Raw genomic sequence first — 23884 nt, 5'->3', positions numbered from 1 at the left:
TTGCTCGGGCTGCCTCAGGCGGCTGAGTCCTTTTCAGGGCTGTAGAAGTGCTGGACCCAGGTCTGTCCAGCGTCGGAGGTGACCAGCACGGTCCCCTCGTCACCCACGATCCAGGATTCCTGAGCTGAGGTGACGTGGGCGTCCCACAGTGACATGCCGGACCCGGGGGTCCGCACCTGCCAGGTCTCTCCGCTGTCGTGGGAGGTCAGGACGGTGTCGCTGCGGCCGACCGCACATCCGGTGCGGCCGTCGGCCGAGAAGCTCACCGCGGTGAGGTTCTGTGTCGTGTTGCTGGTGTGGCGCCGCCAGGTGCGGCCGCCGTCCCGGGTCCCCACGATGATGCCGCAGTGGCCGATGGCCCAGCAGGTCAGCGGGTCGACGGCGTGGACGTCGATCAAGTCGTCCATGGTGCCACTGTCCTGTGCTTCCCATGTCTGCCCGCCGTCGCGCGTGGCGACGATGGCACCGCTGGTGCCCACGGCCCAGCCGGTTCGGGCATCGCCGAAGTCCAGGCTCCAGTAGGAGCTCTTGGGCCGGGGGTTGGTCTGGGGGAACCAGGTGGCGCCGCCGTCCCGCGTGCCGATGACCGTTCCCCGGTCGCCCGCCGCCCAGCCGGTCAGGCCGTCGGGGCACATGTACACCCCGAGCAGGTCGTTGATGGTCCCGGTCTCCTGGCGCTGCCAGGTGGCGCCGGAGTCGTGCGTGACCATGATGGTTCCACCGCGGCCCGCTACCCACGCGGACCGGGTGTCGGGTGCGGCGACGGAGTAGAGGTTGGCGGCCGTGCCGCTGCGGCGGGGGGTCCAGCGCTGCCGGTCGCGCATGGCCACGACGGTGCCGCCGTCGCCGACCACCCAGCCGTCGCGTCCACCGGGGAAGAGGTAGACGCCGTACAGGTTGCGGCCCGTGCTGGCGATGTTCGCCTGCCAGCTGGCGCCGCCGTCCTCGGTGGAGACGAGCACGCTGCCGTCGCCAGCGGCATGGGCGCACTTGCCGCCGGGCGCTGCCCACACGCCCTTGAGGTTGTCGATGACCCGGGAGTCCTGGGTGCTCCACCGGTCGCCCGCGTCCGAGGTGGAGAGCACGGTGCCGGTGTCTCCGACGGCCCATCCGTCGCTACCGGAGGAGGAGAACGCGATGTCCCACAGTGCGACGTCCGTTCCGGTGGTCCGACGGTTCCAGGTCGCGCCGCCGTCCTGCGTCGCCAAGAGGGTGCCGGAGCGGCCGACGGCCCACGCCGTGGTGTCGTCGACGGCGTGTACGGCCGTCAGGTGGGCGGTCACGGTGGAGTCCTGGCTGGTCCAGGTCGCGCCACCGTCGTCCGTCGCCACGATGGTTCCGGCACTGCCGACCGCCCAGCCGTGACGGCCGCCGTCGGCGAAGTGCACGCCGAACAAGGGCTCTTCCACCGAGCTGTCCTGCCCGGTCCAGGTCGCGCCACCATCCTGCGTCGCCACGATGGTTCCGGCACTGCCGACCGCCCAGCCGTGACGGCCGCCGTCGGCGAAGTGCACGCCGAACAAGGGCTCTTCCACCGAGCTGTCCTGCCCGGTCCAGGTCGCGCCACCATCCTGCGTCGCCACGATGGTTCCGGCACCGCCGACCGCCCAGCCGTGCTGCTCGTCGTCCAGGCAGTGGACGCTCCAGAGCACCTCGTCGGAGCCGGTCGTGCCACCGTGCCAGGTCGTTCCCGCGTCGTGCGTGACCACGACGCCGCCGTCCTCACCAACCGCCCAGCGGGAGGAACCTGCGCCGTGGACCGCCACGAGATCCTTGTGGACGCCGTCCAGCTGCCGCTTCCAGGACCGGCCTCCGTCCGGGGAAGTCAGGATGATGCCGCCGTCACCGACGCCCCAGCCGTGGCTGAGGTCCGGCGCGAAGGACAGGGACACGATGTCCTTCAGGGTGCCGCTGGTCTGCGGCGACCAGGTCCTGCCCCCGTCGTCGGAGCCGCGGATGATCCCGTCATCACCCGAGGTCCTGACATGGAGCCCGTCGGGCGCCGCCCACAGGCCGTAGAGGTCGAGGGGGGTTCCGCTGTCGGCGTGGTTCCAGGTGGTTCCGCCGTCGGTGGAACGCAGTAGGGTGCCGCCGCGCCCGGCCGCCCAGCACAGGTCGGGGGAAGAGGCGTAGATGCCGCGCAGGTCGACGTCGGTGGGGGTCGGCTGGTTGATCCACGTCGCACCGCCGTCGGTCGTCGCGATGATCGTCCCCTTCTTGCCGATGACCCACGCCACGCGCTCGTCCAAAGCGAAGCAGCGGGTGTAATGGGTGCCGTCGGGGGCTTCCTGCGGCTGCCACGTGACACCGCCGTCGCAGGAGGCAAGGATCACGCCACCGTCACCGACGGCCCAGCCCGTGCGGCCGGACCGGTCGAACGAGATCCCGTAGAGATTGCGTTTGGTGCCGGTCTCGCGCTCTTCCCAGTGGGTTCCGCCGTCCGTGGTGTGCAGGATTATTCCGTCACGGCCGGCGATCCATCCCGTTTCGGTATCGCAGAAGGACACCATGCGCAGGTCTTTGTCGGTGTCTCCCTGGGAGGTCCAGGTAATTCCGCCGTCGCGCGTTGCGAAGATCACGCCACCGTCTCCGACGGCCCATCCGGTGGAGTTGTCCACCAGGCAGACTCCCTGGAGGTTCATGCTCCGCGGGGCAATGTTGCACATCATCGATTGATCCTCGTATTTCGTGTATCGATTTACGGTGGGCGGCCGCGCATTCTTGTGCGGCGATCAGCCGGTCGGGGCCGGTTCCCGCGCGGAGGGTCGCTTGTTCAGCACGCGGCCCACGACGACCGGCATCGTGGTGCCCAGCGCGATGAAGGCGGCGGCCAGGACGATCCAGCCGAGGGCCCCGTGCTCCAGCACCAGCCAGGTGAAGATCGCGGGAGCGAACATCCTGCCGATGTCGGCGCCCATCTTGTACGTGCCCTGGTACTGGCCCTGGGCGTGGTCGGGGGCCAGGTCGTACGCGATGGTCCAGCTGCCCGCCGATTGCCTCACCTCGCCGAGGGCGTGGATGAGGGCTCCGGCGACGAGAAGCAGGCATGCGGGGATCAGGGAGGCTCCGCTGCTCAGGGCGAAGACGGCGCAGGCGGCGGCCACGCAGGCGCCTCCTTGCAGGCTGGCCCTCGCGGCGGCCTTCAGCCCGTCGGTGCCGCGGGCCGCCCAGTTCTGGAAGCCGACGACGAAGGCCGTGTTGACCAGGAGGATGGCCGCGCTCATAAAGCGGGGGGCGCCGGTGTGCGTGATGACCCACAGCGGCAGTACGACGTCCAGCAGGAGCGCATGCGTGGTCAGCAGTCCGTCGAGGATGCTGAACGTGAGGAAGGGCTTGTCCCGGAGAACGGCGAGGGCGGGCCCGGCTGCTGCCGGCACGGGGGGCACCGGGCGTTCCTTCGCCGTGAGCAGGCCGGTGAGGAGGAAGGCGACGGCGGCGAAGACGACTGCTCCCTGGTAGGCGGGCCTGGCGCCGGTCGCGATGACGAGACCGGCGAGGCAGGCGCCGATCGAGAGGCTGACGTTGATGGCTGAGCGGATGTGGGCCAGGACGCGCACCCGGTCGGTGGAGGGGACCAGTCCGGCGATCATGGCCTTGCGGGCGTTGTTGCCGGCCCGGTAGGCGATGGCCTGGGCGGAGGTGGCGATGAGGTAGCCCCAGAAGCCGTTGACGAGCAGGAGTGCGGCCGTCAGGGGCGCCAGCGCCAGGAAGCTCCACATCTGGACGGTCCGGGGGCCGGCTCGGTCGGCCAGGTGGCCCAGGGGGATGCTGGAGACCAGGACGATCACGGCTGCCACGCTGACGCTGATGCCGAGCTGGCCCGGTGTCAGGTGCAGCATGGTGACCGCGTAGATGGCGCTGATCGCGCCCCAGACACCTTGGCCGAGGCTCATCACCATGGTGATGACGGTGAGGAGCCGCGCGGGTCCGGCCGGGAGGAGCAGTCGCGTCAGCACGACCGGGCCCCCTGCCGCTTCGTGGAGGTCGTGGTGGCGGCCGTGCCGTGACGGTCGGCGTCGGCCGGAATCCGTCGGCCGACAGGGATGGGTTTCATTGAGGGCTCTTCTCGCTCTGATCTACCGGCGAGGCTAGGACACCGCGGCAACTCGTTTCGTGTTGCGAGCGCAATGTGAGTTGACTGCGGAAAACCCGTTCTTCCCGTAAATCCCACGGTGCCGTGCGGTGCTCTTCCGGGGAGCACGGGCGCAGGATCCGTGCACAGAACGGGATTTTCTCGATTAAGGAGGTTAACCAGAACTGCGCGCTCAACTGCGCCGACCTCTCGCAGGCCCAACTAACGTCTCGTCCCGTACTCCCCATCGAGCCAGCGAGCCGAACGGCGCATGAATATGGACGGGGTGAAGAATGGACTGTAATCACATGACTGACGTGGCCGGCGATCCCGACATGAATGCAGTGCTCGACCCACGCTTGGGCAGTGGCCTCCTCCACCACGCGCGGGTCCGGCCCGGCCATGTGGCGCTGACCATCGGGCGCCGTGACTACACCTACGAGGAGGCCGCGAGCACGGCCCTGCGATGGGCTGCCCGGCTCGTCGAGGCGACCGGTGGCCGGCCTCGTCGGGTGGGGGTGTTCGCGTACCGCAGTGAGGCTTCCTATCTGGGAGTTGCCGCCGCGCTGTGCGCGGGTGCCGCCTTCGTGCCGATGAACCGGAAGTTCCCGCTGTCGCGGACGCGCACCATGCTGGAGCGCGCGGATGTCGACGCGCTGATCGTCGACGCGGCCTCGCTTCCTCAACTCCACGACCTGATACGTGGGTTGCCCCGGCAGCCGGTGATCCTGCTTCCGGACACCCTTCGGGCCGATGCCGTCGGCCTCGGTGCGGGCACTGTTCTGGATGCCGTGGACCTGGCTGCGGCCGACCCGCTGGAGCGGCTGCCCGAAGTGTCGCCCGACGACCCCGCGTACCTGCTGTTCACCTCGGGCAGCACCGGTGTGCCCAAGGGGGTGCCGGTGACGCACGGCAACGTACGGGCGTTCCTCGACTCGAACCAGGCGCGTTACCGGTTGACCCCGCAGGACCGGCTCACCCAGACCTTCGACCAGACCTTCGACCTTTCGGTCTTCGATCTGTTCATGGCATGGGAGAACGGGGCCCGGGTGTGCTCGATGGAGTCCATCGAGCTCCTCGCCCCGTTCAAGTACCTGGAGCGCAACGGGATCACCGTCTGGTTCTCGGTGCCGTCGCTCGCCGCCGTACTGCGCAAACGCGGGGTGCTGGGCCCCGGAACGTTGCCCACGCTCCGCTGGAGCCTGTTCTGCGGCGAGCCGCTGCCCAGGGCCACGGCAGAGGCGTGGCAGGCCGCGGCGCCGTCGTCGACCGTGGAGAACCTGTACGGGCCGACGGAACTCACCATCGCCTGCACGGCCTACCGCTGGGATCCGCGCACCAGCCCGGCGGAGTGCGTCCACGACAACGTGCCCATCGGACAGTCGTACGACGGGCTGCGGGCACTCGTCGTCGACGATCAGCTGAGGCCCGTCCCGGAGGGTGCGACGGGTGAGCTGTGCATGGCCGGGCCGCAGACCACGCCCGGTTACTGGCAGGCGCCCGAGTTGACCGCGCAGCGCTACTTCGAGCGCGGTGGCCTGACCTACTACCGCACCGGTGACCTGGTGCGCGAGCGGGACGGCCAGTTCGTCTGTGTGGGCCGCAACGACCAGCAGGTCAAGGTCGGCGGCCACCGGATCGAGCTGGGCGAGATCGAGGCCGCACTGCGCCGCGCCGGGGCCGTGGAGGCCGTGTGCCTGTTGTGGCCCGACACGGAAACGATCACTGCGGTGGTGTCGGGGGTCGAGGAGACGACCTGCTTGGCCGATGCGTGCGCCTCCAGCCTGCCCGCCTACATGGTGCCGCGGTCCGTGCACGCCATCGACGACATGCCGGTGAACGGCAACGGCAAGGTGGACCGCTCGGCGCTGCGCACGTGGCTCGACGGGCGACTGGCCCGCATATGACCCCGGAACACCGTCCATCCCCGGAAGGGAAATCATGAGCAGCGTTGACCACCTGATCGCCTACACCTTGGGCATCGCCGAGGAGCGGGTCACCGACCACCTTGAGTACCAGTCGATCCGGGAGTGGGACTCACTCGGCCATGTCTCGCTGATGGTGGCCCTGGAAGACAAGTACGGCGTTCCCGTCGATGACGAGCTCATCCTCGCGCTGCGCTCGGTCCCGGCGATCCGCGAGTTCGCCGAGGGCCGTGCCCCGAGCGCGGCTACCTCCTCTGCTGCCGGCGAGCGCTCCTGCGTGCGCCGTGGTCTGGAGGGCGTCAGCTTCGACCACACCACGATCACGCACATCGACGGTGCCGCGGGAGTTCTGGAGTACCGCGGCTACAGCATCCACGACCTGGCCGAACGTGCCTCCTTCGAGGAGGCGGCGTACCTGCTGGTTCACGGTGAGCTGCCGGACGCGGCCGAGCTTGAGGGTTTCGAACGGGAGCTGCGTGCCGCCCGCGTGCTGCCCCGGCCGATCCTGGACCTGGCCCGTTCGATGGCCCATGCCCATCCGATGGAGGCGCTGCGTACCTGTGTGTCCGCGCTCGGGGCGTTCGGTCCGCAGCGCGACCACGGCACCGATGAGACGTACGAGCAGGCCCGTGACGCCGGTATCGCGCTGATCGCCCAGATACCAATGATCGTCGCGGCGCACCACGCGTTCCGCAACGGACGTGAGCCGGTCGTGCCCCCGGCGGAGGCGTCGCATGCGGAGGCCTTCCTCACGGCTCTGCTCGGCGAGCGGCCGAGTCCCGCCGCGGCGCGGTTCATCAACAAGGGGCTGATCGTCCACGCCGACCACAGCTCGAACGCCTCGGCGTTCACGGCCCGTGTCGCCATCGGCTGCCGGGCCGGGATGACGGCGGCCATCACCGCCGCCGTCGCGGCGTTCGCGGGCTCCGTGCACGGGGGTGCGGCGGAGCGGGTCGTGGGCCTCATCGACGAGGTGGGCTCCCCCGACCGGGCGGGCGAGCACGTCGCCGAGCTGCAGCGGCAGGGCAAGCCGGTGATGGGGTTCGGCCACCGGGTCTACCGTACGGAGGACCCGCGGGTGCGTCACCTGCGCGCCACCGTGCTGGAGCTGAGCGAGGAGCGCGGCGACTCCCGTGGTCTGGACATCCTGGACGCGGTGGCGGCGGCGATGCGGCCGCTGAACCGGCACGGTGTCGCGCCGAACGTGGACCTGTACGCGGGTCTGGCCTACCGGCTGCTCGGGCTGCCCGACGATCTGGCGGTCGCGCTGTTCGTCGTCGGCCGGACCGCGGGCTGGGTGGCACAGGCGTTGGAGCAGCAGTCGAACAACGTGCTCATCCGGCCGCTCCTGGACTACGTGGGGCCGCACGGGCGCCAGTTCCCGGCCTCGGCCCACTGAGCGCCGTGCGAGAGAGAGGAAACAGGTTCCCCATGATCAGCCGGACTCGTCTTGCCGGGCAGGAGGCCGAGGTCTTCAGCCTGGCCCCGTTCGCCGCGGAGAGCGGATTTCATCTCGGCTCCGTGCCGTTCTCGGGGCGGGTCCTGCTGGAGTCGCTGTTGCGGTCCGGGGAGCGTGGCAAGGCCGCGGTACTGGGCAGGCGGCTGGCGGCGGGCGACCGTCCCGATCTGGAGATGGAGTTCAGGCCGGCTCGCATCCTCGTCCAGGACTACACGGGCATTCCGCTGCTGGTGGATCTCGCCGCACTGCGGGACCGGGTGACGGATCCGGGCCGGGTCAACCCCCGGCTTCCGGTGGACGTCGTCGTCGATCACTCGGTGCAGACGGACTGGTCGGGGAGCGCGGATGCGCTGGCCCGCAACGAGGCGCGCGAGATGGAGCGCAACGAGGAGCGGTACGCGTTCCTGAAGTGGGCCGAGGGCGCGTTCGACCGGCTACGGGTCATCCCGCCGGGCCGCGGCATCGTGCACCAGGTCAATCTGGAGCACCTGACGACCTCGGTGGCGCGGGGGCCCGGCGGTGTGCTGTTCCCGGACTCCGTGATCGGCACGGACAGCCACACCACGATGGTGAACGGTCTGGGTGTGCTCGGCTGGGGCGTCGGCGGTCTGGAGGCCGAGGCCCTGATGCTGGGGATGGCCCAGCCGATCCAGGTCCCCGAGGTGGTCGGGGTCCGGCTCACCGGGGCCGTGCGCGCCGGTACCTCGCCGACCGATGTGGTCCTCGCTCTGACGCAGCGGCTGCGCGCGCAGGACGTGCGCGGCCTGATGCTGGAGTTCACTGGTCCCGGCGTCGCAGCCCTGTCGGCTCCCGACCGCTGCACGATCGCCAACATGGCGCCCGAGTACGGTGCGATGACCGCCTTCTTCCCGGTGGACGCGGAGGTGCTGGACTATCTGCGGCGCACCGGCCGCCCCGCGTCTCAGGTCGCGCTCGCGGAGGAGTACCACCGTCATCAGCGGCTGCTGAACGAGGGGGAGGAGGAGCCCCGGTTCGGCCGTGTCATCGAGTTCGACCTCGGCGAGGTGGGGCCGAACCTGGCCGGGCCGAGCCGTCCGGACCAGCGGATCTCCCTCGGTGAGCTGCCCGGTTCCTTCGCCGCGCTGCATCCCGAGCCGCGGACCGTCGGCGGGCTCACCGACGGCGACATCGTCATCGCCTCCATCACCTCGTGCACGAGCACCTCGAACCCGAAGGCCATGCTGGCGGCCGGGGTGCTCGCCCGGCGGGCCGTCGAGCGCGGCCTGACCGTTCCGGGCCACGTGAAGACCAGCCTGTCGCCCGGCTCCCGGGCGGTGACCCGGTACTTGCGGGACGCGGGGCTGCTCACCGATCTGGAGGCGCTGGGGTTCCACGTCGCCGGGTACGGCTGCATGACCTGCAACGGCGGCAGCGGTCCGCTGCGCGAGGGCATCGGTGAGGCGGTCGGACGTGAAGGGCTGACGGTGGCCTCGGTCCTCAGCGGCAATCGCAACTTCGCATCGCGCATCCACGCGGACGTACAGGCCAACTACCTCGCCTCACCGGCCCTGGTGGTGGCGCTGGCCCTGGTGGGTCACCTGCGTGTCGACCTGGAGACCGAGCCGCTGGGCACCGGCCGCGACGGTGAACCGGTGTACCTGCGTGACCTGTGGCCGGAGGCCGAAGAGCTGGACGCGCTGGAGTCGGCGTACGTCACGCCGGAGGTGTTCGCGCAGGACGGCGCGCCGCAGGCCGCGTGGGATGCCATCCCCGCGCCCGTGTCGGACGTGTTCGGCTGGGACGAGGACTCCACTTATGTCCGGCCGCCCGCCTATGTGGACGCGACGGGGCGTTCCGGAGCGCTGGAGGGTGCCCGGGCGCTGCTCGTGCTGGGTGACGACGTCAGCACGGACCACATCTCACCGGTCGGGGCGATCCCGCCCGGTTCGCCGGCCGGGATCCATCTGCGGGAGCGGGGGGTGCGGGACTTCAACTCCTACGGCTCTCGGCGCGGCAATCACGAGGTGATGGCGCGCGGTACGTTCAGCAATCCGCGCCTGCGCAACCGGCTGGTCGGCGAGGGCGATGCGGGTGGCATGACGCTGCATGTTCCGAGCGGGGAGAAGCTGCCCGTCTTCGACGCCGCACAGCGGTACGCCGACGAGGGGACGGCGCTGATCGTGCTCGCGGGGCGCAGCTACGGCATGGGCTCGTCCCGGGACTGGGCGGCGAAGGGCCCTTGGCTCCTCGGGGTGAGGGCGGTTCTCGCCGAGAGTTTCGAACGCATCCACCGCGCGAACCTCTGCGCGATGGGGATCCTTCCCCTGCTGCTTCCCGAGGGCCGCAGTTGGGCGGAGCTCGGCCTGACCGGCCGAGAGGAGTTCGATCTGGCGCTGGACACGGTCCGGGAATCCGGCGAGGCGCAGGTCACCGCAGGTCAGGTCCGCTTCACCGTGCGCGCCGACGTGCGCTCGTCGGGTGAGTGGGACGTCCTGCTGGCGGGCGGCACCTTGCCGCATCTGCTCGAACGGCTACGGAAGGGTACTGCGGCGTGATCACGACGGACATTCTCGGCGAGCTGGGTCTGAGCACAGCGGCGCACTCCGACGAGCTGGCGGCCGGTGCGAAGAGCTTCGTTCCGGTGCACGCGGGTACGCACGACCTGCGCATCGGCACGCTGCTGGACCTGCTGGACCGGCATGAAGAGCTGCTGCCGCCGCGCACCGGGCACCTGGGCAACTGGGAGGACATCGCCCTCGGGCGTTCCGGCCCGATGGACTTCAACACCGCGATCTGCGGCAGCGGTTACGGCTACCCCCTCATCTACGGGTTCACTCGTACGGAGGCCGATACCGAGGGCGGGGACGAGACGTACCAGCCGGGTTCGCTGATCGATCAGGGGCGGCGGCGCCCCCTGCCGCTGTACACGTGGGACGGTCAGGGCTTCGCCCGTCGTGACCGCAGCCGCCCGTTGTTCTGCCCGCTGACCCAGACGGAGGTGGACGGGGAGCTCGTTCCGCTGGTCGAAGTGCACTGGCGCCGGATGCTCGCGATCCCGGGTTACCCCTTCAGGCAGTGGGCCACCACGCTGGTCGACAACGGCCCGCTGGTCGTCGACATGCTCACCCTGCTGATCGACCAGGCCGACCCCACGGCCCGGAAGGGCACCCGGCTGCAGGAGCTGATCCGGCAGTCGGTGCGGCTGGACGGTGAGGTGGGCCGCTGTGAGGTGGTACGGGACGGCGCGGGATTCGTGATCGACGGGCACCGGTTCCCGTCGGCGCGTGCGCTCGCCGAGGCCGTACTGCTGACCGTGCGGGCGTTGGCGGAGCCCCGCTGGTTCTTCGGTCAGATACGTGAGCTGCCGCCGGTCCTTCCGGTGATGTCGTTGCAGTTGAGCACGGTGCTGTGGGGGCTGTTGGACACGCACCACCCGGATCGTCCGGCCGGCTCCGCGCCGGAGAGCCCGTTCGTCACCCATCTGCACTGGGGTGCCCGTGCCATGGCGGGCTGCCCGCCCCGGCGCGGCGGGTATCTGGTGCGCAAGTCGACGGTCAGGTCGCTGCGGGCCATCACGACGCCGCTGGTCGAGCACTTCGATGAGGCGAATCCGCTGGCCTTCGTGTTGCTGCCGGCCCAGGCCTTCATGCTCTGCCCGTCCAGTACCTCGCCGGGAGACCCCGAGCTCCTCGCGGGGCTGTTCAAGGATGTCCTGGCGGGCGGCCCTGACCGTGCCTACGACACGTCGCTGGGCTGGCTGTCCTCGCACGGTGAGCGGCTCTCGGATTATCTGCGGGGGCGGTTCAAGGCCGACAGCGGGGTGCGGGTGGGTGGCACGCCCCGGGATCCGGGCGTGCCGGTGGAGCCCGAGGGCTTCCGTGATCTGACATTCCGTCAGGCATGCAGTGTCGTCGCGGCTTTCGAGGAGGCCCTGGGATGAGGCTGGCCCACCGGACCGTGTCCGTCCCCCTCGCGGAGCCGTTCGCCAGCAACACCGGCGTCACGACCGAGGTGCGCCAGGTGGTGGTCGAGCTGTCCTTCCAGGACTTGACCGGCTACGGCACGGCGCGTGGGGCCGACGCGGGGGAGATCGCCGCCTGCGCCCCCCTGGTGAAGGGTCTCTCCCCGTACGAGCTGCACCGTGTCCTCGGGCGGCTGACGGCGGCCGGGGTGACGCCCGCGGCGAGGTCCGCCGTGGACATGGCTCTGCACGACCTGCTCGGCAAGGCGTGCGGCCAGCCGCTTCGGCGGCTGCTCGGGCTGGCCGGGCTGGCCACCCCGCCGACGGCCGTGTCCATCGGCGCGGGCCCGGCCGAGGAGCTTCTCGCCCGGGGGAAGGAACTGGCCGAGTGGCCGGTCGTCAAGCTGAAGCTCACCCCACAGGACGACGGCAGCCGGGCCGGTGTGCTGCGCTCGGTCTACGGGGGCCGGATCCTGGTCGACGGCAACGGGTCCTGGACGCCCGAGCAGGCCGTGCGGGTCGCCGAGGAACTGCACCGGCACGGGGTCGAGCTGCTGGAGCAGCCCGTCGCCGCGGGACCCCCGGACGAGGCTCTGGCGTACGTACACGAGCGTTCGCCCGTACCGGTCTTCGCCGACGAGGACTGCGTGGGCCCCGGCGACGTCCTGCGGCTGCGCGGCCGGGCGAGCGGCATCAACATCAAACTGCTCAAGTGCGGCGGCCTTCTGGCGGCCCGCGAGATGATCGCGCTGGCCCGGCAGTGCGGTCTTGAGGTCATGCTCGGCTGCAAGGTGGAGAGCGCGCTCGGCGTGACCGCCATGGCGCAGCTGGCGGGCCTGGCCGATCACCTGGACCTCGACGGTCACCTCGGGCTCGTCGGCGACCCGTTCGACGGCATCCGCATCGACCGCGGGTCCCTCGTCGTGCCCCTGGCGCCGGGAATCGGCGCGCGTACGAAACCCAAGGGAGAGAATTGACATGCGCCTGCGTTGTGCCGTACTCGACGACTTCCAGGACGTCGCCACGACCATCGCCGACTGGAGCCCTCTCCAGGATCGGGTGGAGGTCGTCGGCTTCACCGAGCACTTCACCACTGAGGAGGACCTGGCGGCCGCGCTCGCCGGCTATGACATCGTCGTCACCCTGCGCGAACGCGTCGCCTTCCCGGCTTCCCTGCTGGATCGGCTGCCCCGGCTGAGGCTCCTCGTCGCATCCGGGATGCGCAACTCCGTGATCGACTTCGCGGCAGCGGAACGCAACGGCGTCACCGTGTGCGGTACCGCCAGCTCCTCCACCCCGCCGGTCGAGCTCACCTGGGCCCTGCTCCTCGGGCTCGCCCGGGGAGTCGTACCCGAGAGCAACGCCTTGCGCAGCGGGGGCCGTTGGCAGTCGACCGTCGGCGCCGACCTCCACGGCAGCCGCCTCGGCCTGCTGGGCCTGGGGAAGATCGGCAGCCGGGTCGCCCAGGTCGCTCGCGCCTTCGGCATGGAGGTGACGGCCTGGAGCCAGAACCTCACCCAGGCGCGCTGCGACGAGGTCGGCGTCCGGCTGGCCGGTTCCAAGGAGCAGCTGCTCTCCACGAGTGACTTCGTCTCCGTACACCTGGCCCTGGGCGAGCGCACCCGCGGCTTGCTCGGCGCTCGCGAGCTCGCCCTGCTCAAGCCCTCCGCGTACCTCGTCAACACCTCCCGCGCGGCCATCATCGACCAGGAGGCCCTGCTGGCCGCCCTGCGCGAAGGTCGGATCGCCGGCGCGGCACTGGATGTCTTCGACGTCGAGCCGCTGCCCGCGGACCATCCCCTGCGGACGGCGCCGCGCCTCCTGGCCACCCCTCACCTCGGCTATGTGTCCCAGGCCAACTACCGGACCTACTACGGCCAGGCCGTGGAGGACATCCAGGCGTTCCTCGACGGCAGTCCCCTGCGCCGCCTCGGCTGACGCAGGCACACCACCAGCCCGTACCTCTGTCCCTCTGGAGATCCACGTGAGCCCTCACCGTCGCATGATGAAGCTCGGCGCGTTCCTGCCCGCACCGGGGCACCACGTCGCCGCCTGGCGACATCCTGACGCCCGCCCCGACGGCGGCCTCGACTTCGACTACTACCGCTCGCTGGTGCAGACCGCGGAGCGGGGGATGTTCGACATGGTGTTCCTGTCCGACGGTGCGGGAGTGCGCACCAAGTACGCGGATGCCGACGAGTTGAGCCGTCAGGGCCGGATGGTGCACTTCGAGCCGATGACGCTGCTGTCCGCGCTCGCCGTGCACACCCGTCACATCGGTCTGACGGCCACGTCCTCCACGACGTACAACGCGCCGTTCACCGTGGCCCGCCAGTTCGCCTCGCTCGACCACCTCAGCGCGGGCCGGGCCGGCTGGAACGTCGTCACCTCCGCCACCGATGCGGAAGCCCGCAACTTCAACCTGGACAAGCAGCCGGAACACGCGGCGCGCTACCAGCGGGCCCGCGAGTTCATGCAGGTTGTCACCGGGCTGTGGGACAGCTGGGAGGACGACGCCTTCCTCTACGACAAGGAATCCGGGCGCTTCTTCGACCCCGAGAAGCTCCACATACTCGGCCACAGGGGCGAGCACTTCTCGGTCCAGGGACCGCTCAACGTCAGCCGCCCGCCCCAGGGCCACCCCGTCATCGTGCAGGCCGGCTCCTCCCCCGACGGCCAGGACTTCGCGGCCCGGTGGGCCGAGGTCGTCTTCACGGTGCAACAGACCCTGGAGCAGGCGCAGGACTACTACCGTGGGCTGAAGAGGCAGGTGGCCGCCTACGGCCGCGACCCCGACCACGTGAAGATCATGCCGGGAGCGTTCATCGTGGTGGGCCGTACGCAGGCCGAGGCCGAGGACAAGTACGCCACGCTGCAGGAGCTCGTCGACCCGGTCGTCGGCCTGGGCATGCTCTCGTACCAGCTCGGCATGGTCGACCTCTCCGGTTATCCGCTCGACGGTCCGCTGCCTGAGCTGCCGAGTACCGAGGGCAGCGCCGGTAAGCAGCAGATGATCTACGAGAAGGCGCGGCGCGAGGGACTCACCATCCGCGAGCTCTACCTGTCGGTGGCAGCCGGGCGCGGCCACTGCTTCCTGCTCGGCACACCCGAGTCGATCGCGGACGAGCTGGAGGAATGGTTCGTCGGAGGGGGTGCCGACGGCTTCAACATCATGCCCGACTACCACCCCGGTGGTCTGGACGCCATCGTCGAGCTGCTCGTGCCCGAGCTCCAGCGGCGCGGGCTGGTGCGCACCTCGTACGAAGGCAGCACGCTCCGGGAGAACCTCGGACTGCCGCGTCCCTCCTTCACCACTTCCGGAGGTCTGCTGTGACCGTCGAGGCAGCGGATCTGCGCTCGGTACTGCGGTCGCACGCGTCCGGGGTCGCGGTCCTCACCGCGGATGGTTGCGCCGGGCCGGCGGGGGTGACCATCACTTCGTTCACGTCCATCAGTGCCGAGCCGGCCCTCGTGTCCTTCGCACTGGCCGACACCTCAAGCACATGGGACCTGATCAAGGATTCCGACTGGTTCGCGGTGCAGCTCCTGGGTGCCCACCAGTCCGACATAGCGAAACGTTTCGCCACCTCTGGCACCGACCGCTTCGCACCGCCCACCAACTGGCGCACCGGCCCGCACGGTGTGCCGCTCCTCGACGACTGCCTGTGCTGGCTGGTCTGCTCCAAGCACCACCAGATCACGCTCGGCGACCACCATCTGGTGGTGGGCGCCGTGGAGCACGTAGAGACAGGAACACCCGGGGCCAGCCTGGTGCACGTCCAGGGGAACCTGCAGCCCGTCACGTCCGCCTCCGCGCCAAGGAACTGAACCATGCCCAAAGTGCTGCTGCTCTCCCGTCAGCCGCTGACCGAACGTCCGCTCCACGAGTGGCTGGACAACACCGCGCAGGACATCGTCCTGGTCACCACCCCCGAGGCCGTGGCCGGCGCGGAGGACATCCTGGCCGAGCACTTCCCGCATCACCGGCTCGTCCCCGACTACGACTCCTGGGCCACCGAACAGGCCGCCGAGGAGGCGGCCCGGGAGTACGGGGTCGACCTCGTCGCGAGCACCAGCGAGGGCGACGTACTGCGCGCCGCCCGGCTGCGGGCCCGGCTGGGGCTGACCGGTCAGAGCACCGCGTCCGCCACCGCCTACCGCGACAAGGTGGTCATGAAGCAGCTGGCCCGGGCGGCCGGTGTCCGCGTGCCGGCCTTCGCTCCGATCGATGACCCGATGGACCTGCTCGACTTCATCGACGCGGAGGGATTTCCCGTCGTGGTCAAACCGCGCTCCGGGGCCCGGTCGGTGGGTGTCGCGATCCTGCGCACCCCGGCGGACCTGACCGCCTTCCTCGGCCGTGAGCCCGACTCGGTCCCCTTCCTGCCGGGCCAGTGGATGGCCGAGAGCTTCGCGCACGGCGACTTCTTCCACGTCGACGGCATCATGCGCGACGGCCGGACCGTCCACGCCTGGCCCTCCCGGTATACCGGCGGGCTCGCGGAGCGCATCCGTGACGAGACGCACGTGGGCAGCGTCCTGCTGGACCCCGACGACAGCCGCGTCCCCGCACTGCTGGGCATGACGGAGGAGGTGATCGCCGCCCTTCCCGGCTCCCCGCTGGGCCTCGCCTTCCACCTCGAAGCATGGATCGGAGAGGATGGCGTACCCGTCCTGTGCGAGATCGCCAGCCGGGCGGGCGGCGCACTGATCGCCGAGACCTACGAGCGCGGGCTCGGCATCCAGCTGGCCAGGGAAGGGCTGAGGGCCCAATGCGGCTCCCCCCTCGCGCTGGAGTGCCAGCCGACCGCTCCCTCCGCGGCCATCGGCTGGCTTCTCCTGGCGCCCGGGCACGGCAGGTTCGTACCGCCCGCAGAGCCCTGTCCCGTGCCGGGCATCGATCTTGAGCTCCTGCTGGAGGCCGGGACACCGCGACAGGGCGTCGAGCACGTGGCCGACGCGGCGGCGCACGCCTTCATCCAGGCGGAGGGCGCCGAACAGGTCCGCGCACGCCTGGACGAGCTCACGGACTGGTGGCACACCAACACGGCCTGGCGCCCCTAGCCCGTATCGCGCACACTCCCCACGGATCACAGAGATGAGTCGTCATGACTGAACACGTTCTGGTCGTCGGCCCCGGCCGCGACTTTCCGGCCCGGATACGCCGGGCCATGCCCGGCGCCGAGACCACGGTGATCGTCCAGCTGGAGTACGTCGGCAACGTCCGCGAACCGGGCGGCAACACCCGGGTGATCGGCATCCGGGGCGATGCACCCGACCAGGACTGGATCGATCTGGCCGCGGCCGCGCACGCCCTGCAGCCCTTCACCCGGATCGCCGCCTTCGGTGAGCGCAACCAGGACCGCTGCGCGGCGATCGGCCAGGCGCTCGGTCTGTCCACCCACTCTCCGCAGACGGTGGCCCTGGTCCACGACAAGGAGGCCATGCGCTCACGGCTGCGCGAAGCGGGTGTCGATCCCACCGCCCACGCGCGGGTCGCGGATCTGGAGGAGTTGCGCGCCTTCGTACGGGAACACGGGATGCCGTGTGTGGTGAAGCCCATATCGGGTGCTGGCAGTGCAGGCGTCTCCAAGGTGGCGCACGAGGGCGAGCTGGCCACGGCTTTCGACCGGGCCGGCGGCAGCTACCTGGGCCTGCCGAACACAGGCGTGCTGGTCGAGCAGTACCACGAGGGCCCGCAGTTCAGCGTCGAGGCGTTCTCGGAGAACGGCGAGCACCAGGTGGTCGGCATCACCCGCAAGTACTCGGACCCGGTGACCTTCGTCGAGCTGGGCCATGTCTCGCCGGCCGAGCTGCCGGCCAGGCAGCGGCAGGAGGTCCAGGCCTGTGTGGAGCGCATGCTGAACGCCCTGGACATCGAGTCGGGCCCCACCCACACCGAGATCATCCTCACCGCTGCGGGCCCACGGGTCATCGAGACGCACGTCCGCACGGGAGGCGACGAGATTCCGTCCCTGACCCTCGACGCGACCGGTGTCGACCTCGACGACTGCGCCGTGCGGCAGACCCTCGGGGAGAAGGTGCTGCCGGGGATCCGCGCTACGCTCGCCGAGGTGCGCACGCTTCCCAGCTCGGCGATCTGGTTCGCGGGGCTGGAGACCTCCGGCCTGCTCGAAGAGGTCGCCGGGGCGGACCGGGCCCGGGCGGTGCCCGGTGTGAGCGAGGTGGGCCTCCTCGTCCCCCTCGGTTCGAAGATCGGTGTCCTCACGACGTCCAAGTCACGCGTGGCCAGGGCACGCGCGCTCGGGCCGACCGCGGACAAGGCCGTGGCGGCGGCCCAAGAGGCGGTGGCGCGCCTGGAGTTCCGGCTGAGCGTCCGCGCCGCGGAGGGACCCACCGTTTGACCGGCCCGGGCCGCCACAGCCTCCGGGTGTGGCGGTGGGCGGGGGTGCGCACGGGGCAGCAAATCGGTCACGTAGTCTGAAAATATGCTTTATCTCAGTCGCCGGACCACACCGCGCATCACCACCCGAATGCTCTTCGCACAGGTCGTGGTCTTGCTGCTCGTGCTCGGCGCGGGGTTCGCCCTGACTGCCGTGCTCTTACGTGACCAGGCGGAGCGGCAGTACATCCAGCGGGCGTTAGCCGTCGGGCGTACCACCGCCGATACCTGGCTGGTCATCGACCGGATCGAATCGGGCAAGGACCCCGAGGGCTCCGTGCAGCAGGAAGTCGAGCACATCCGCCGACGCACGGGCATGCATTACATCGTCGTCACCGATGCGCACGGCATCCGGTACTCCGACCCCAACCCCTCCCAGGTCGGCAAACCGGTGAGCACCGGCTCTTCCACGCTCAGCGACCAGGAGTCGGTTTGGGTGCAGGAAGGCGGCCTCGACGAGGCCAGCGCGAAGGTGCCGGTGACAGGCGCCAACGGCAGGGTGATCGGCGAGGTCGCCGTCGGCATCCAGCTGCGGACCGCGGACTCGGCGGCGGCACCCAAGGTCTGGGCCGCCGCGTTGTTCGCCTGCGGCGTGCTGCTGCTGGGGACCGCAGCAGCCGTACGACTGGCCCGGTGGCTGAAGCGGCAGACCCTCGGTCTGGAACCGGCGGATCTGGCCAATCTGCTCCGCAAGCACGAGGCGGTCATCGGGGGAGTCGGCGACGGAGTGCTGGCGGTCGACGACTGCGGGAACGTCACCGTGTGCAACGCGGAGGCGTCGCGGCTGCTCGGCGGGACACCGTCACCCGGAACACCCATGGCCGAAGCCGGGATCCCCACGGCTCTGCTCCGGGTGCTCTCGTCCCGTCAGGAGCTGCGCCAGAGCCTGCTGGCAGTCGGTGACCGGCTGCTCGTCGTGACGGCGCAGCCCGTACGCCGCGGAGACCAGGACCTCGGCCACGTCCTCACCCTGCGTGACCGCACGGAGATGGACGAGCTGGAACGGGAGCTGGCAGGGCTGCGAGCACTGTCGGACGCCCTGCGCGCGCAGGCCCATGAGTACACCAACCGGCTCCACACCCTCTCCGGCCTGCTGGCCATGGGTGCCTACGAGGAGGCCGAGATCCACCTGCGCGAGCTGTCGGCCTCGCCGCTGGCCACCGAAAGCCGTGACGGCGGGCGGATCGTCGACCCCTACCTGCGCGGTCTGCTGGCGGCCAAGACGGCCGTGGCCTCGGAGCGGGGCATCGAGCTGCGGCTGATGCCCGGGTCCCATCTGCCGCGCAGGCTCACCGATCCGCTGAGTGTGGTCACCCTGGTGGGGAACCTGCTGGACAACGCCACACGGGCCGCCGCCGAGGGCTCCCGCGTACCAGCCTGGGTGGAGCTCGACGTGCTGGCCGAGGAAGACACGCTGCACGTGGCCGTGGTCGACAGCGGAGACGGCGTACCGGCCGACGTCGCTGACCAGTTGTTCGCCTACGGTTTCACCACCCGGCCGGACAGCGAACGTGCGGGGCACGGGCTGGGACTGCCGCTTGCCCGCCAGCTCGTCGCCAAGCACGACGGTGAGCTGAAGCTGGAGCGGCGCAGCGGCCCCGACCACGGGGCCGTCTTCATCGCCCGCGTCCCGGAGGTGGTGGAGCCACCAGGAAGCCCAGACGGGTTCGTGGAGGCCGTGACCGGAACACCCTTCCGAGGAGCCGAGCAATGATCCGAGTACTCGTCGTCGACGACGACTACCGCGTGGCCGACTTACACACGCGCTACGTCACCGGGGTGGCGGGATTCGAAGTGGTCGACACCGCGCGCACCGCCCGGCAGGCGGCCGAGCTCGACGAGCGTCTGCGCCCCGACCTCGTCCTGCTGGACCAGTACCTGCCGGACCAGTTGGGAAGCTCCCTGCTGCCGGCACTGCGCGCCGACGTCATCATGGTGACGGCCGCCGCGGACGCGCCGCAGATCCGGCTGGCGCTGGGTCGCGGCGCGGTGGGATACCTGATCAAACCGTTCGATGCGAGCACACTGGCGAGGCGCCTTGAGTCGTATGCCCGCTACCGAGCGCAGCTCCTGGGCAGCCGGACCTTGAACCAGGAGCAAGTCGACCGCGCCCTGCGGTCGTTGTGCGGCACGGACCGTGTCTCTGGTGGACGTCGCAAACGTCGCTCGCCCACCGCCGAACTGGTCGCGACGGCGGTCTGTGAGGCCGACGCCCCGGTCACCGCGAGCGAGATCGCCCTCAGCCTCGGCCTGTCCCGTACGACGGCACAGCGTTACCTCGCCGACCTGTCCGCCGACGGCACGGTACGGGTGGAGCTGCGGTACGGCACCGCCGGGCGGCCGGAGCACCTCTACCGGTGGAAGGCACCATCCGGGTGACCGCATGCGGGCACGACGGGAAGCTGCCGCGCGGCCGGCCTCACGAGAAGACGGCCCCCGCGGCCGGCGGCCATTTTCAGCGCACCAGCGACGAGCTCGACGCGGTGGTGGTCCGCCATCGCGTACCCGATCACCTCGCGGGGTAGCCACGTCGACGACCGTCGCCAGGGCGTGTACCGCTTGCTCGTATTGCGCTTCTTGCTCACTACTGGGAACTGCTTCCTCCAGGAAATGACGCACGCCACGGGCAGCCTCGCGGGCGATCCGGGTCCGGCGCGAGCGGAACACTCGTGGGGAGGAGGGCGCGTCGGCATGCCACCCAGCGGGATAATCACTACCTTTCGGGCATGCTCGCCAATCAAGTGATCGCATCCCTCCCTGCCTTAGCATCGACCACGCCCAAGCCGCGAGTCATGTACGACGCCTGTCCCCTCTGCTCCGACCCGGGCATCTCCACGCTTCGGACGGGGGACTGCTCACAACACCTGTTGTACAAGCCGGTGGTCGAGCCAGTCATGACGTGGATGCGCTGCACCGGCTGCGCACACGTCTTCACCAACGGCTACTTCTCGGACGAGGTCTGTGCGGAGGTCTTCTCCTCGACCAACCCGAACCAGCAGCCGGGCGCGTCGTTCGAGCAGAACCGCTACGTATCGGCGCGCATCGTGGAGCGGGTGGCGCAGTACGTCGCGGACGGCCGTTGGCTCGATGTCGGCTTCGGCAACGGGTCACTCCTGTTCACGGCGGAGGAATGGGGTTTTGAGCCTCAGGGACTCGATCTGCGGCCGTCGACCACCGAGGGGATCCGACAGCTCGGCGTCGAGGCCCGCTGCGCCGACCTTACGACGCTCGATGAGCCCGGCCGGTACTCCGTCATCAGTCTGGCGGACGTCTTGGAGCACATGCCTTACCCCGGTGAGGGCCTGGCCGCCGCGCACCGGTTACTGCGGGAGGACGGCGTGATCTTCGCGTCGATGCCCAACTACAACTGTGCGGCCTGGCGGCTGCTCGACGCGGGCAACGTCAACCCGTACTGGGGTGAGCTGGAGCACTTCCACAACTTCAGCCGTCAGCGTCTCTGCGACCTGCTGGAAGAGCACGGTTTCCAGCCCCTGCGGTACTCGGTCAGCGAGCGTTACCGCGTGTGCATGGAGGTGATCGCGCGCCGCGTTTGAGGGGCATCCGCGCCGAACTTCGTGGCGCGTTCCTCGGCGGAGCACTGCGTGACATCGCTGTAGGGCAGCTTGTGCACGACGATCAGCTCGCCGCGCTCGTCGAGCGCCTCGTGGTCGAACAAGTACGCATCAGGGCAGGCCCGTCGGAAGCGGCGTTGCGCAGAGCACTGAGGGGGCTGCGGGTTCGGGAAGTACCCCCGGACCCGCAGCCGCACGTCAGGAGCTACTCCTGTTCCTGCTGCTCATCATCGATGCCCAGGGCGTCTTGCGCCTTGCCCTGGGCATTGCCGACCTGCTCCTCGTACTTGCCGCCGGTCTTCTCGTCAACCTCGTCACCGACACTCCCGGTGACGTCCTTGGCCTTGTTTTGCGCCTGATCCTTGAACTTGTCTAACGCGCCCATTTCAAGCTCCTCTCAAGAGGTGAGGGCGGCTGATGTGACTAGCGCTCAAAACGCACATACCGTCACAAATCAGCCATGTCATGCATCATCCTAAGCCTGTGCCGGAAATACCCGCCACTGCAGCGCCTGGGGGCCCTCCCAACCTGAGACCAGGCGAAGGCCTGCGGGTTCACAGCTGCCCCTCAAGAACAGCAGGGCCGCCTGTGCTTGACTTTGCAGGGGAGAGTCCTTGCAGCGAAGTCGCGGAGCGGCGGCGTCCTCTATGCATCCGTCATCTCACGGATGCCAACAAGGGGATTGACACTTCCGGGCCGTCGGTACGGTGTAGAGATTCCTGGCGGCCTTCAGCCGGGAGGTCGTCCTCAGAAAAGTGCCAGGCCCTCGCCACTGGTGACGGCGATGACAGGCCGGGACTGCAGGACCGCGTCTCTCGCCGGCTGGTGCGGGGTAACCGCCACCCCCACGATCTCCTTCGTCGCGACATCGATGAACCACGTCACCCACGGACAGGCCGCAGAACCTTCGAGACCCACGCGTACCGGGATCCGCTTGTGATCACCCTCCCAACACGCATGGACATGCCGCGCTCACACCAGTCCGCGCGGGCTTCCGGGCCGACAGGCGCCCCTCACGCCGGGCCACCGACAGCCAGCTCGACACCGTCCGCTCGGACACACCCAAAGCCGAAGCAGCCAACCGCGCATGTGCAGAACCGAGTTCACCGCGACCATCGCTGTCCACGGCCACGCACCCCACTCCGACACGCCGGACCGCATCCCACCAACGAGTGACGACCCCAGCAGACCGAGCAGCAGAGTTCGACAGATCTCAGTGATTCCTAATGCTGTCTGTCAAGCCGCGAGGGCGGTCGGCGGCGTGAGCTCGTAGCACCGTCCGTCGCGCAGAAGGGCCCAGAGGACGTTGACGCGGCGGCGGGCGAGGGCGAGGACGGCTTGGGTGTGGCGCTTACCCTCGGCGCGTTTGCGGTCGTAGAACCGGCGGGACTCTTCGGACCGTCGGATGCTGAACAGCGCGGAGGTGTAGATGGATCGCCAGGCATCGGGGGTACAGGGCTCCACCTCACGGAAGCTGAGGGGAAAGCGGAAGTACAGCCGCACGCAGTGCGAGATCACCTCCATCGGACAACGGTGATTTCCTGTACGACGTAGAGGTCCGAGCTCGTGGCCGGCAGCGATACCGGCAGCGCCCGACTCTGAATCAGCCCTGACGGTGCCGCCGTGATCCCTTGGTGGATGTACCCGTATGCCAGAATCAAGTGCGTCGCCAGAATTCATCGGCCCTGCGACCCGGCTTGAATCCATTCGCTTGAGCCATCAATGCCGCCTGCGTGAATCCGAATGCGAGCGAGTCCGGGTCATGCGCGTCGCTGGCAAACGAAATTCCGGCGCCCTTCTCTTCGTACCACCAGCGGACGATGCAAGAATCCATAGGGACTCGCGTATTCACTTCGAGTATCCTTTCGCTTTTCGCAAGCTCCCGGAGCACCGCCCGGTATTCTTCTTCAAAGTGCGATACGTCATAGGGAATGCCGCCACTTGGCCAGTACCGTACGGGATAGTCGACATGCGCCAGAACCTCCATGTCGTCAAACTCTCTGATCATGATGATGACTTCCTCCAGGTAGCTGCGGAGTCCGTCGCCTGGCGGAACCTCGCTGTACCCCCAGCAAAAGTCGCTGGAACCTCCACCGAACCGAAATGAATGCATCGATCCGAGTACGCGTTCAAACCTCCCGCGTCGCAACAGGTCCCTTGCACGCTCGACGTGCCAGTGCGGATCCCCCAGCTCGACGCCTGAAAGGATACGAAGTTCAGGGAACATGTGCCTGCACCGCTCCAGGCACTCAAAGTATCCGTCGAGATCGAACTGCGGCGCGATCAGAAAGCCATCTGCCAAAAAATCTTTAAGTTCATCAGGGATGACAGTCCCCGGTGGGATTAATTGCGGCCCCAGATCCGCATGCTCGGTAAAGGCGATCGAAGGCAGGCCCAATTCCACCGCGCGGGCACAGGTTAATTCCATCGATCCCCGGTGAGCATCCCAAGACCATTCACTGTGGACGTGACTATCAGGGGACAGCAAGATCGTCTCCTTGAACTAGTGTGTACATTAAGCGAGTAATCTC

The 23884-nt window shown here is 69.3% G+C and carries 17 protein-coding genes and 2 pseudogenes; 13 read left to right on the top strand and 6 right to left on the bottom strand.

What is annotated here, in order from left to right; translation table 11 throughout:
• Positions 1-14 precede the first annotated feature (14 nt).
• Together AC3IYJ_RS41185 and AC3IYJ_RS41180 are read right to left on the bottom strand one after the other, a co-directional pair.
• Positions 15-2642, bottom strand: a complete 2628-nt coding sequence (locus AC3IYJ_RS41185; protein ID WP_489403326.1) for a WD40/YVTN/BNR-like repeat-containing protein — start codon at positions 2640-2642, stop codon at positions 15-17.
• 90 nt (positions 2643-2732) lie between these two features.
• Complete coding sequence (locus AC3IYJ_RS41180) at positions 2733-3956, bottom strand: MFS transporter (protein ID WP_489403325.1); 1224 nt, start codon at positions 3954-3956, stop codon at positions 2733-2735.
• 424 nt (positions 3957-4380) lie between these two features.
• Between AC3IYJ_RS41180 and AC3IYJ_RS41175 the strand changes: the two genes are divergently transcribed.
• The 13 genes from AC3IYJ_RS41175 (at position 4381) to AC3IYJ_RS41115 (ending at position 21335) form a co-directional block, all read left to right on the top strand.
• Positions 4381-5979: an amino acid adenylation domain-containing protein gene (locus tag AC3IYJ_RS41175; protein ID WP_489403324.1), complete on the top strand. Its 1599-nt coding sequence runs from the start codon at positions 4381-4383 to the stop codon at positions 5977-5979.
• A 34-nt stretch (positions 5980-6013) separates the two neighbouring features.
• Positions 6014-7396, top strand: a complete 1383-nt coding sequence (locus AC3IYJ_RS41170) for a citrate/2-methylcitrate synthase (protein WP_489403323.1) — start codon at positions 6014-6016, stop codon at positions 7394-7396.
• Between the two features lie 32 nt (positions 7397-7428).
• Entirely contained in the window at positions 7429-9972 is a 2544-nt protein-coding gene (gene acnA, locus AC3IYJ_RS41165) for an aconitate hydratase AcnA (protein ID WP_489403322.1), read from the top strand.
• Complete coding sequence (locus tag AC3IYJ_RS41160) at positions 9969-11357, top strand: DUF6025 family protein (RefSeq protein WP_489403321.1); 1389 nt, start codon at positions 9969-9971, stop codon at positions 11355-11357. The genes acnA and AC3IYJ_RS41160 overlap by 4 nt, the downstream gene beginning before the upstream one ends.
• A complete protein-coding gene (locus AC3IYJ_RS41155) occupies positions 11354-12355 on the top strand; it encodes a dipeptide epimerase (RefSeq protein WP_489403320.1) in 1002 nt (333 codons plus the stop codon). The genes AC3IYJ_RS41160 and AC3IYJ_RS41155 overlap by 4 nt, the downstream gene beginning before the upstream one ends.
• Position 12356: 1 nt before the next feature.
• Positions 12357-13316 carry a D-2-hydroxyacid dehydrogenase family protein gene (locus tag AC3IYJ_RS41150; protein WP_489403319.1) on the top strand — a complete coding sequence of 320 codons (960 nt, stop codon included), beginning with the start codon at positions 12357-12359 and terminating at the stop codon, positions 13314-13316.
• A 64-nt stretch (positions 13317-13380) separates the two neighbouring features.
• Positions 13381-14712: an LLM class flavin-dependent oxidoreductase gene (locus AC3IYJ_RS41145; RefSeq protein WP_489403357.1), complete on the top strand. Its 1332-nt coding sequence runs from the start codon at positions 13381-13383 to the stop codon at positions 14710-14712.
• A complete protein-coding gene (locus tag AC3IYJ_RS41140; RefSeq protein ID WP_489403318.1) occupies positions 14709-15206 on the top strand; it encodes a flavin reductase family protein in 498 nt (165 codons plus the stop codon). Before AC3IYJ_RS41145 ends, AC3IYJ_RS41140 begins: the two co-directional genes overlap by 4 nt.
• A 3-nt stretch (positions 15207-15209) precedes the next feature.
• Positions 15210-16442, top strand: a complete 1233-nt coding sequence (locus AC3IYJ_RS41135) for an ATP-grasp domain-containing protein (protein WP_489403317.1) — start codon at positions 15210-15212, stop codon at positions 16440-16442.
• Between the two features lie 44 nt (positions 16443-16486).
• Positions 16487-17743, top strand: coding sequence for an ATP-grasp domain-containing protein (locus AC3IYJ_RS41130; protein WP_489403316.1), 1257 nt, complete (start codon positions 16487-16489; stop codon positions 17741-17743).
• 84 nt (positions 17744-17827) lie between these two features.
• A complete protein-coding gene (locus AC3IYJ_RS41125) occupies positions 17828-19495 on the top strand; it encodes a sensor histidine kinase (RefSeq protein ID WP_489403315.1) in 1668 nt (555 codons plus the stop codon).
• On the top strand, positions 19492-20160 hold the full coding sequence (locus AC3IYJ_RS41120) for a response regulator (protein ID WP_489403314.1): 669 nt from the start codon (positions 19492-19494) through the stop codon (positions 20158-20160). The genes AC3IYJ_RS41125 and AC3IYJ_RS41120 overlap by 4 nt, the downstream gene beginning before the upstream one ends.
• A gap of 347 nt (positions 20161-20507) precedes the next feature.
• Positions 20508-21335, top strand: a complete 828-nt coding sequence (locus AC3IYJ_RS41115) for a class I SAM-dependent methyltransferase (RefSeq protein ID WP_489403313.1) — start codon at positions 20508-20510, stop codon at positions 21333-21335.
• 2 nt (positions 21336-21337) lie between these two features.
• Here the strand turns inward: AC3IYJ_RS41115 and AC3IYJ_RS41110 are convergent.
• The 4 genes and pseudogenes from AC3IYJ_RS41110 to AC3IYJ_RS41095 form a co-directional block, all read right to left on the bottom strand.
• A pseudogene (locus tag AC3IYJ_RS41110) lies at positions 21338-21469 on the bottom strand (SAM-dependent methyltransferase); the annotation flags it as partial.
• Positions 21470-21558: 89 nt separating this feature from the next.
• Entirely contained in the window at positions 21559-21738 is a 180-nt protein-coding gene (locus AC3IYJ_RS41105; RefSeq protein WP_489403312.1) for an Rv0909 family putative TA system antitoxin, read from the bottom strand.
• A gap of 851 nt (positions 21739-22589) precedes the next feature.
• Positions 22590-22790, bottom strand: a pseudogene (locus tag AC3IYJ_RS41100) (IS110 family transposase); the annotation flags it as partial.
• A gap of 220 nt (positions 22791-23010) precedes the next feature.
• A complete protein-coding gene (locus AC3IYJ_RS41095) occupies positions 23011-23841 on the bottom strand; it encodes a PHP domain-containing protein (RefSeq protein ID WP_489403311.1) in 831 nt (276 codons plus the stop codon).
• Positions 23842-23884: the final 43 nt, after the last annotated feature.

This window comes from Streptomyces sp. GL_140, from assembly GCF_057834465.1.
Note: the sequence above shows the minus strand (reverse complement) of the source record. Positions and strands in the feature narration are given on the sequence as shown.

Excerpts from the sequence above, each read along its gene's own strand:
- AC3IYJ_RS41185 (WP_489403326.1), bottom strand. The coding sequence starts at position 2,642 with ATGAACCTCCAGGGAGTCTGCCTGGTGGACAACTCCACCGGATGGGCC.
- AC3IYJ_RS41175 (WP_489403324.1), top strand. The coding sequence starts at position 4,381 with ATGACTGACGTGGCCGGCGATCCCGACATGAATGCAGTGCTCGACCCA.
- AC3IYJ_RS41170 (WP_489403323.1), top strand. The coding sequence starts at position 6,014 with ATGAGCAGCGTTGACCACCTGATCGCCTACACCTTGGGCATCGCCGAG.
- acnA (WP_489403322.1), top strand. The coding sequence starts at position 7,429 with ATGATCAGCCGGACTCGTCTTGCCGGGCAGGAGGCCGAGGTCTTCAGC.
- AC3IYJ_RS41155 (WP_489403320.1), top strand. The coding sequence starts at position 11,354 with ATGAGGCTGGCCCACCGGACCGTGTCCGTCCCCCTCGCGGAGCCGTTC.
- AC3IYJ_RS41150 (WP_489403319.1), top strand. The coding sequence starts at position 12,357 with ATGCGCCTGCGTTGTGCCGTACTCGACGACTTCCAGGACGTCGCCACG.
- AC3IYJ_RS41145 (WP_489403357.1), top strand. The coding sequence starts at position 13,381 with ATGATGAAGCTCGGCGCGTTCCTGCCCGCACCGGGGCACCACGTCGCC.
- AC3IYJ_RS41135 (WP_489403317.1), top strand. The coding sequence starts at position 15,210 with ATGCCCAAAGTGCTGCTGCTCTCCCGTCAGCCGCTGACCGAACGTCCG.
- AC3IYJ_RS41130 (WP_489403316.1), top strand. The coding sequence starts at position 16,487 with ATGACTGAACACGTTCTGGTCGTCGGCCCCGGCCGCGACTTTCCGGCC.
- AC3IYJ_RS41125 (WP_489403315.1), top strand. The coding sequence starts at position 17,828 with ATGCTTTATCTCAGTCGCCGGACCACACCGCGCATCACCACCCGAATG.
- AC3IYJ_RS41120 (WP_489403314.1), top strand. The coding sequence starts at position 19,492 with ATGATCCGAGTACTCGTCGTCGACGACGACTACCGCGTGGCCGACTTA.
- AC3IYJ_RS41115 (WP_489403313.1), top strand. The coding sequence starts at position 20,508 with ATGCTCGCCAATCAAGTGATCGCATCCCTCCCTGCCTTAGCATCGACC.
- AC3IYJ_RS41105 (WP_489403312.1), bottom strand. The coding sequence starts at position 21,738 with ATGGGCGCGTTAGACAAGTTCAAGGATCAGGCGCAAAACAAGGCCAAG.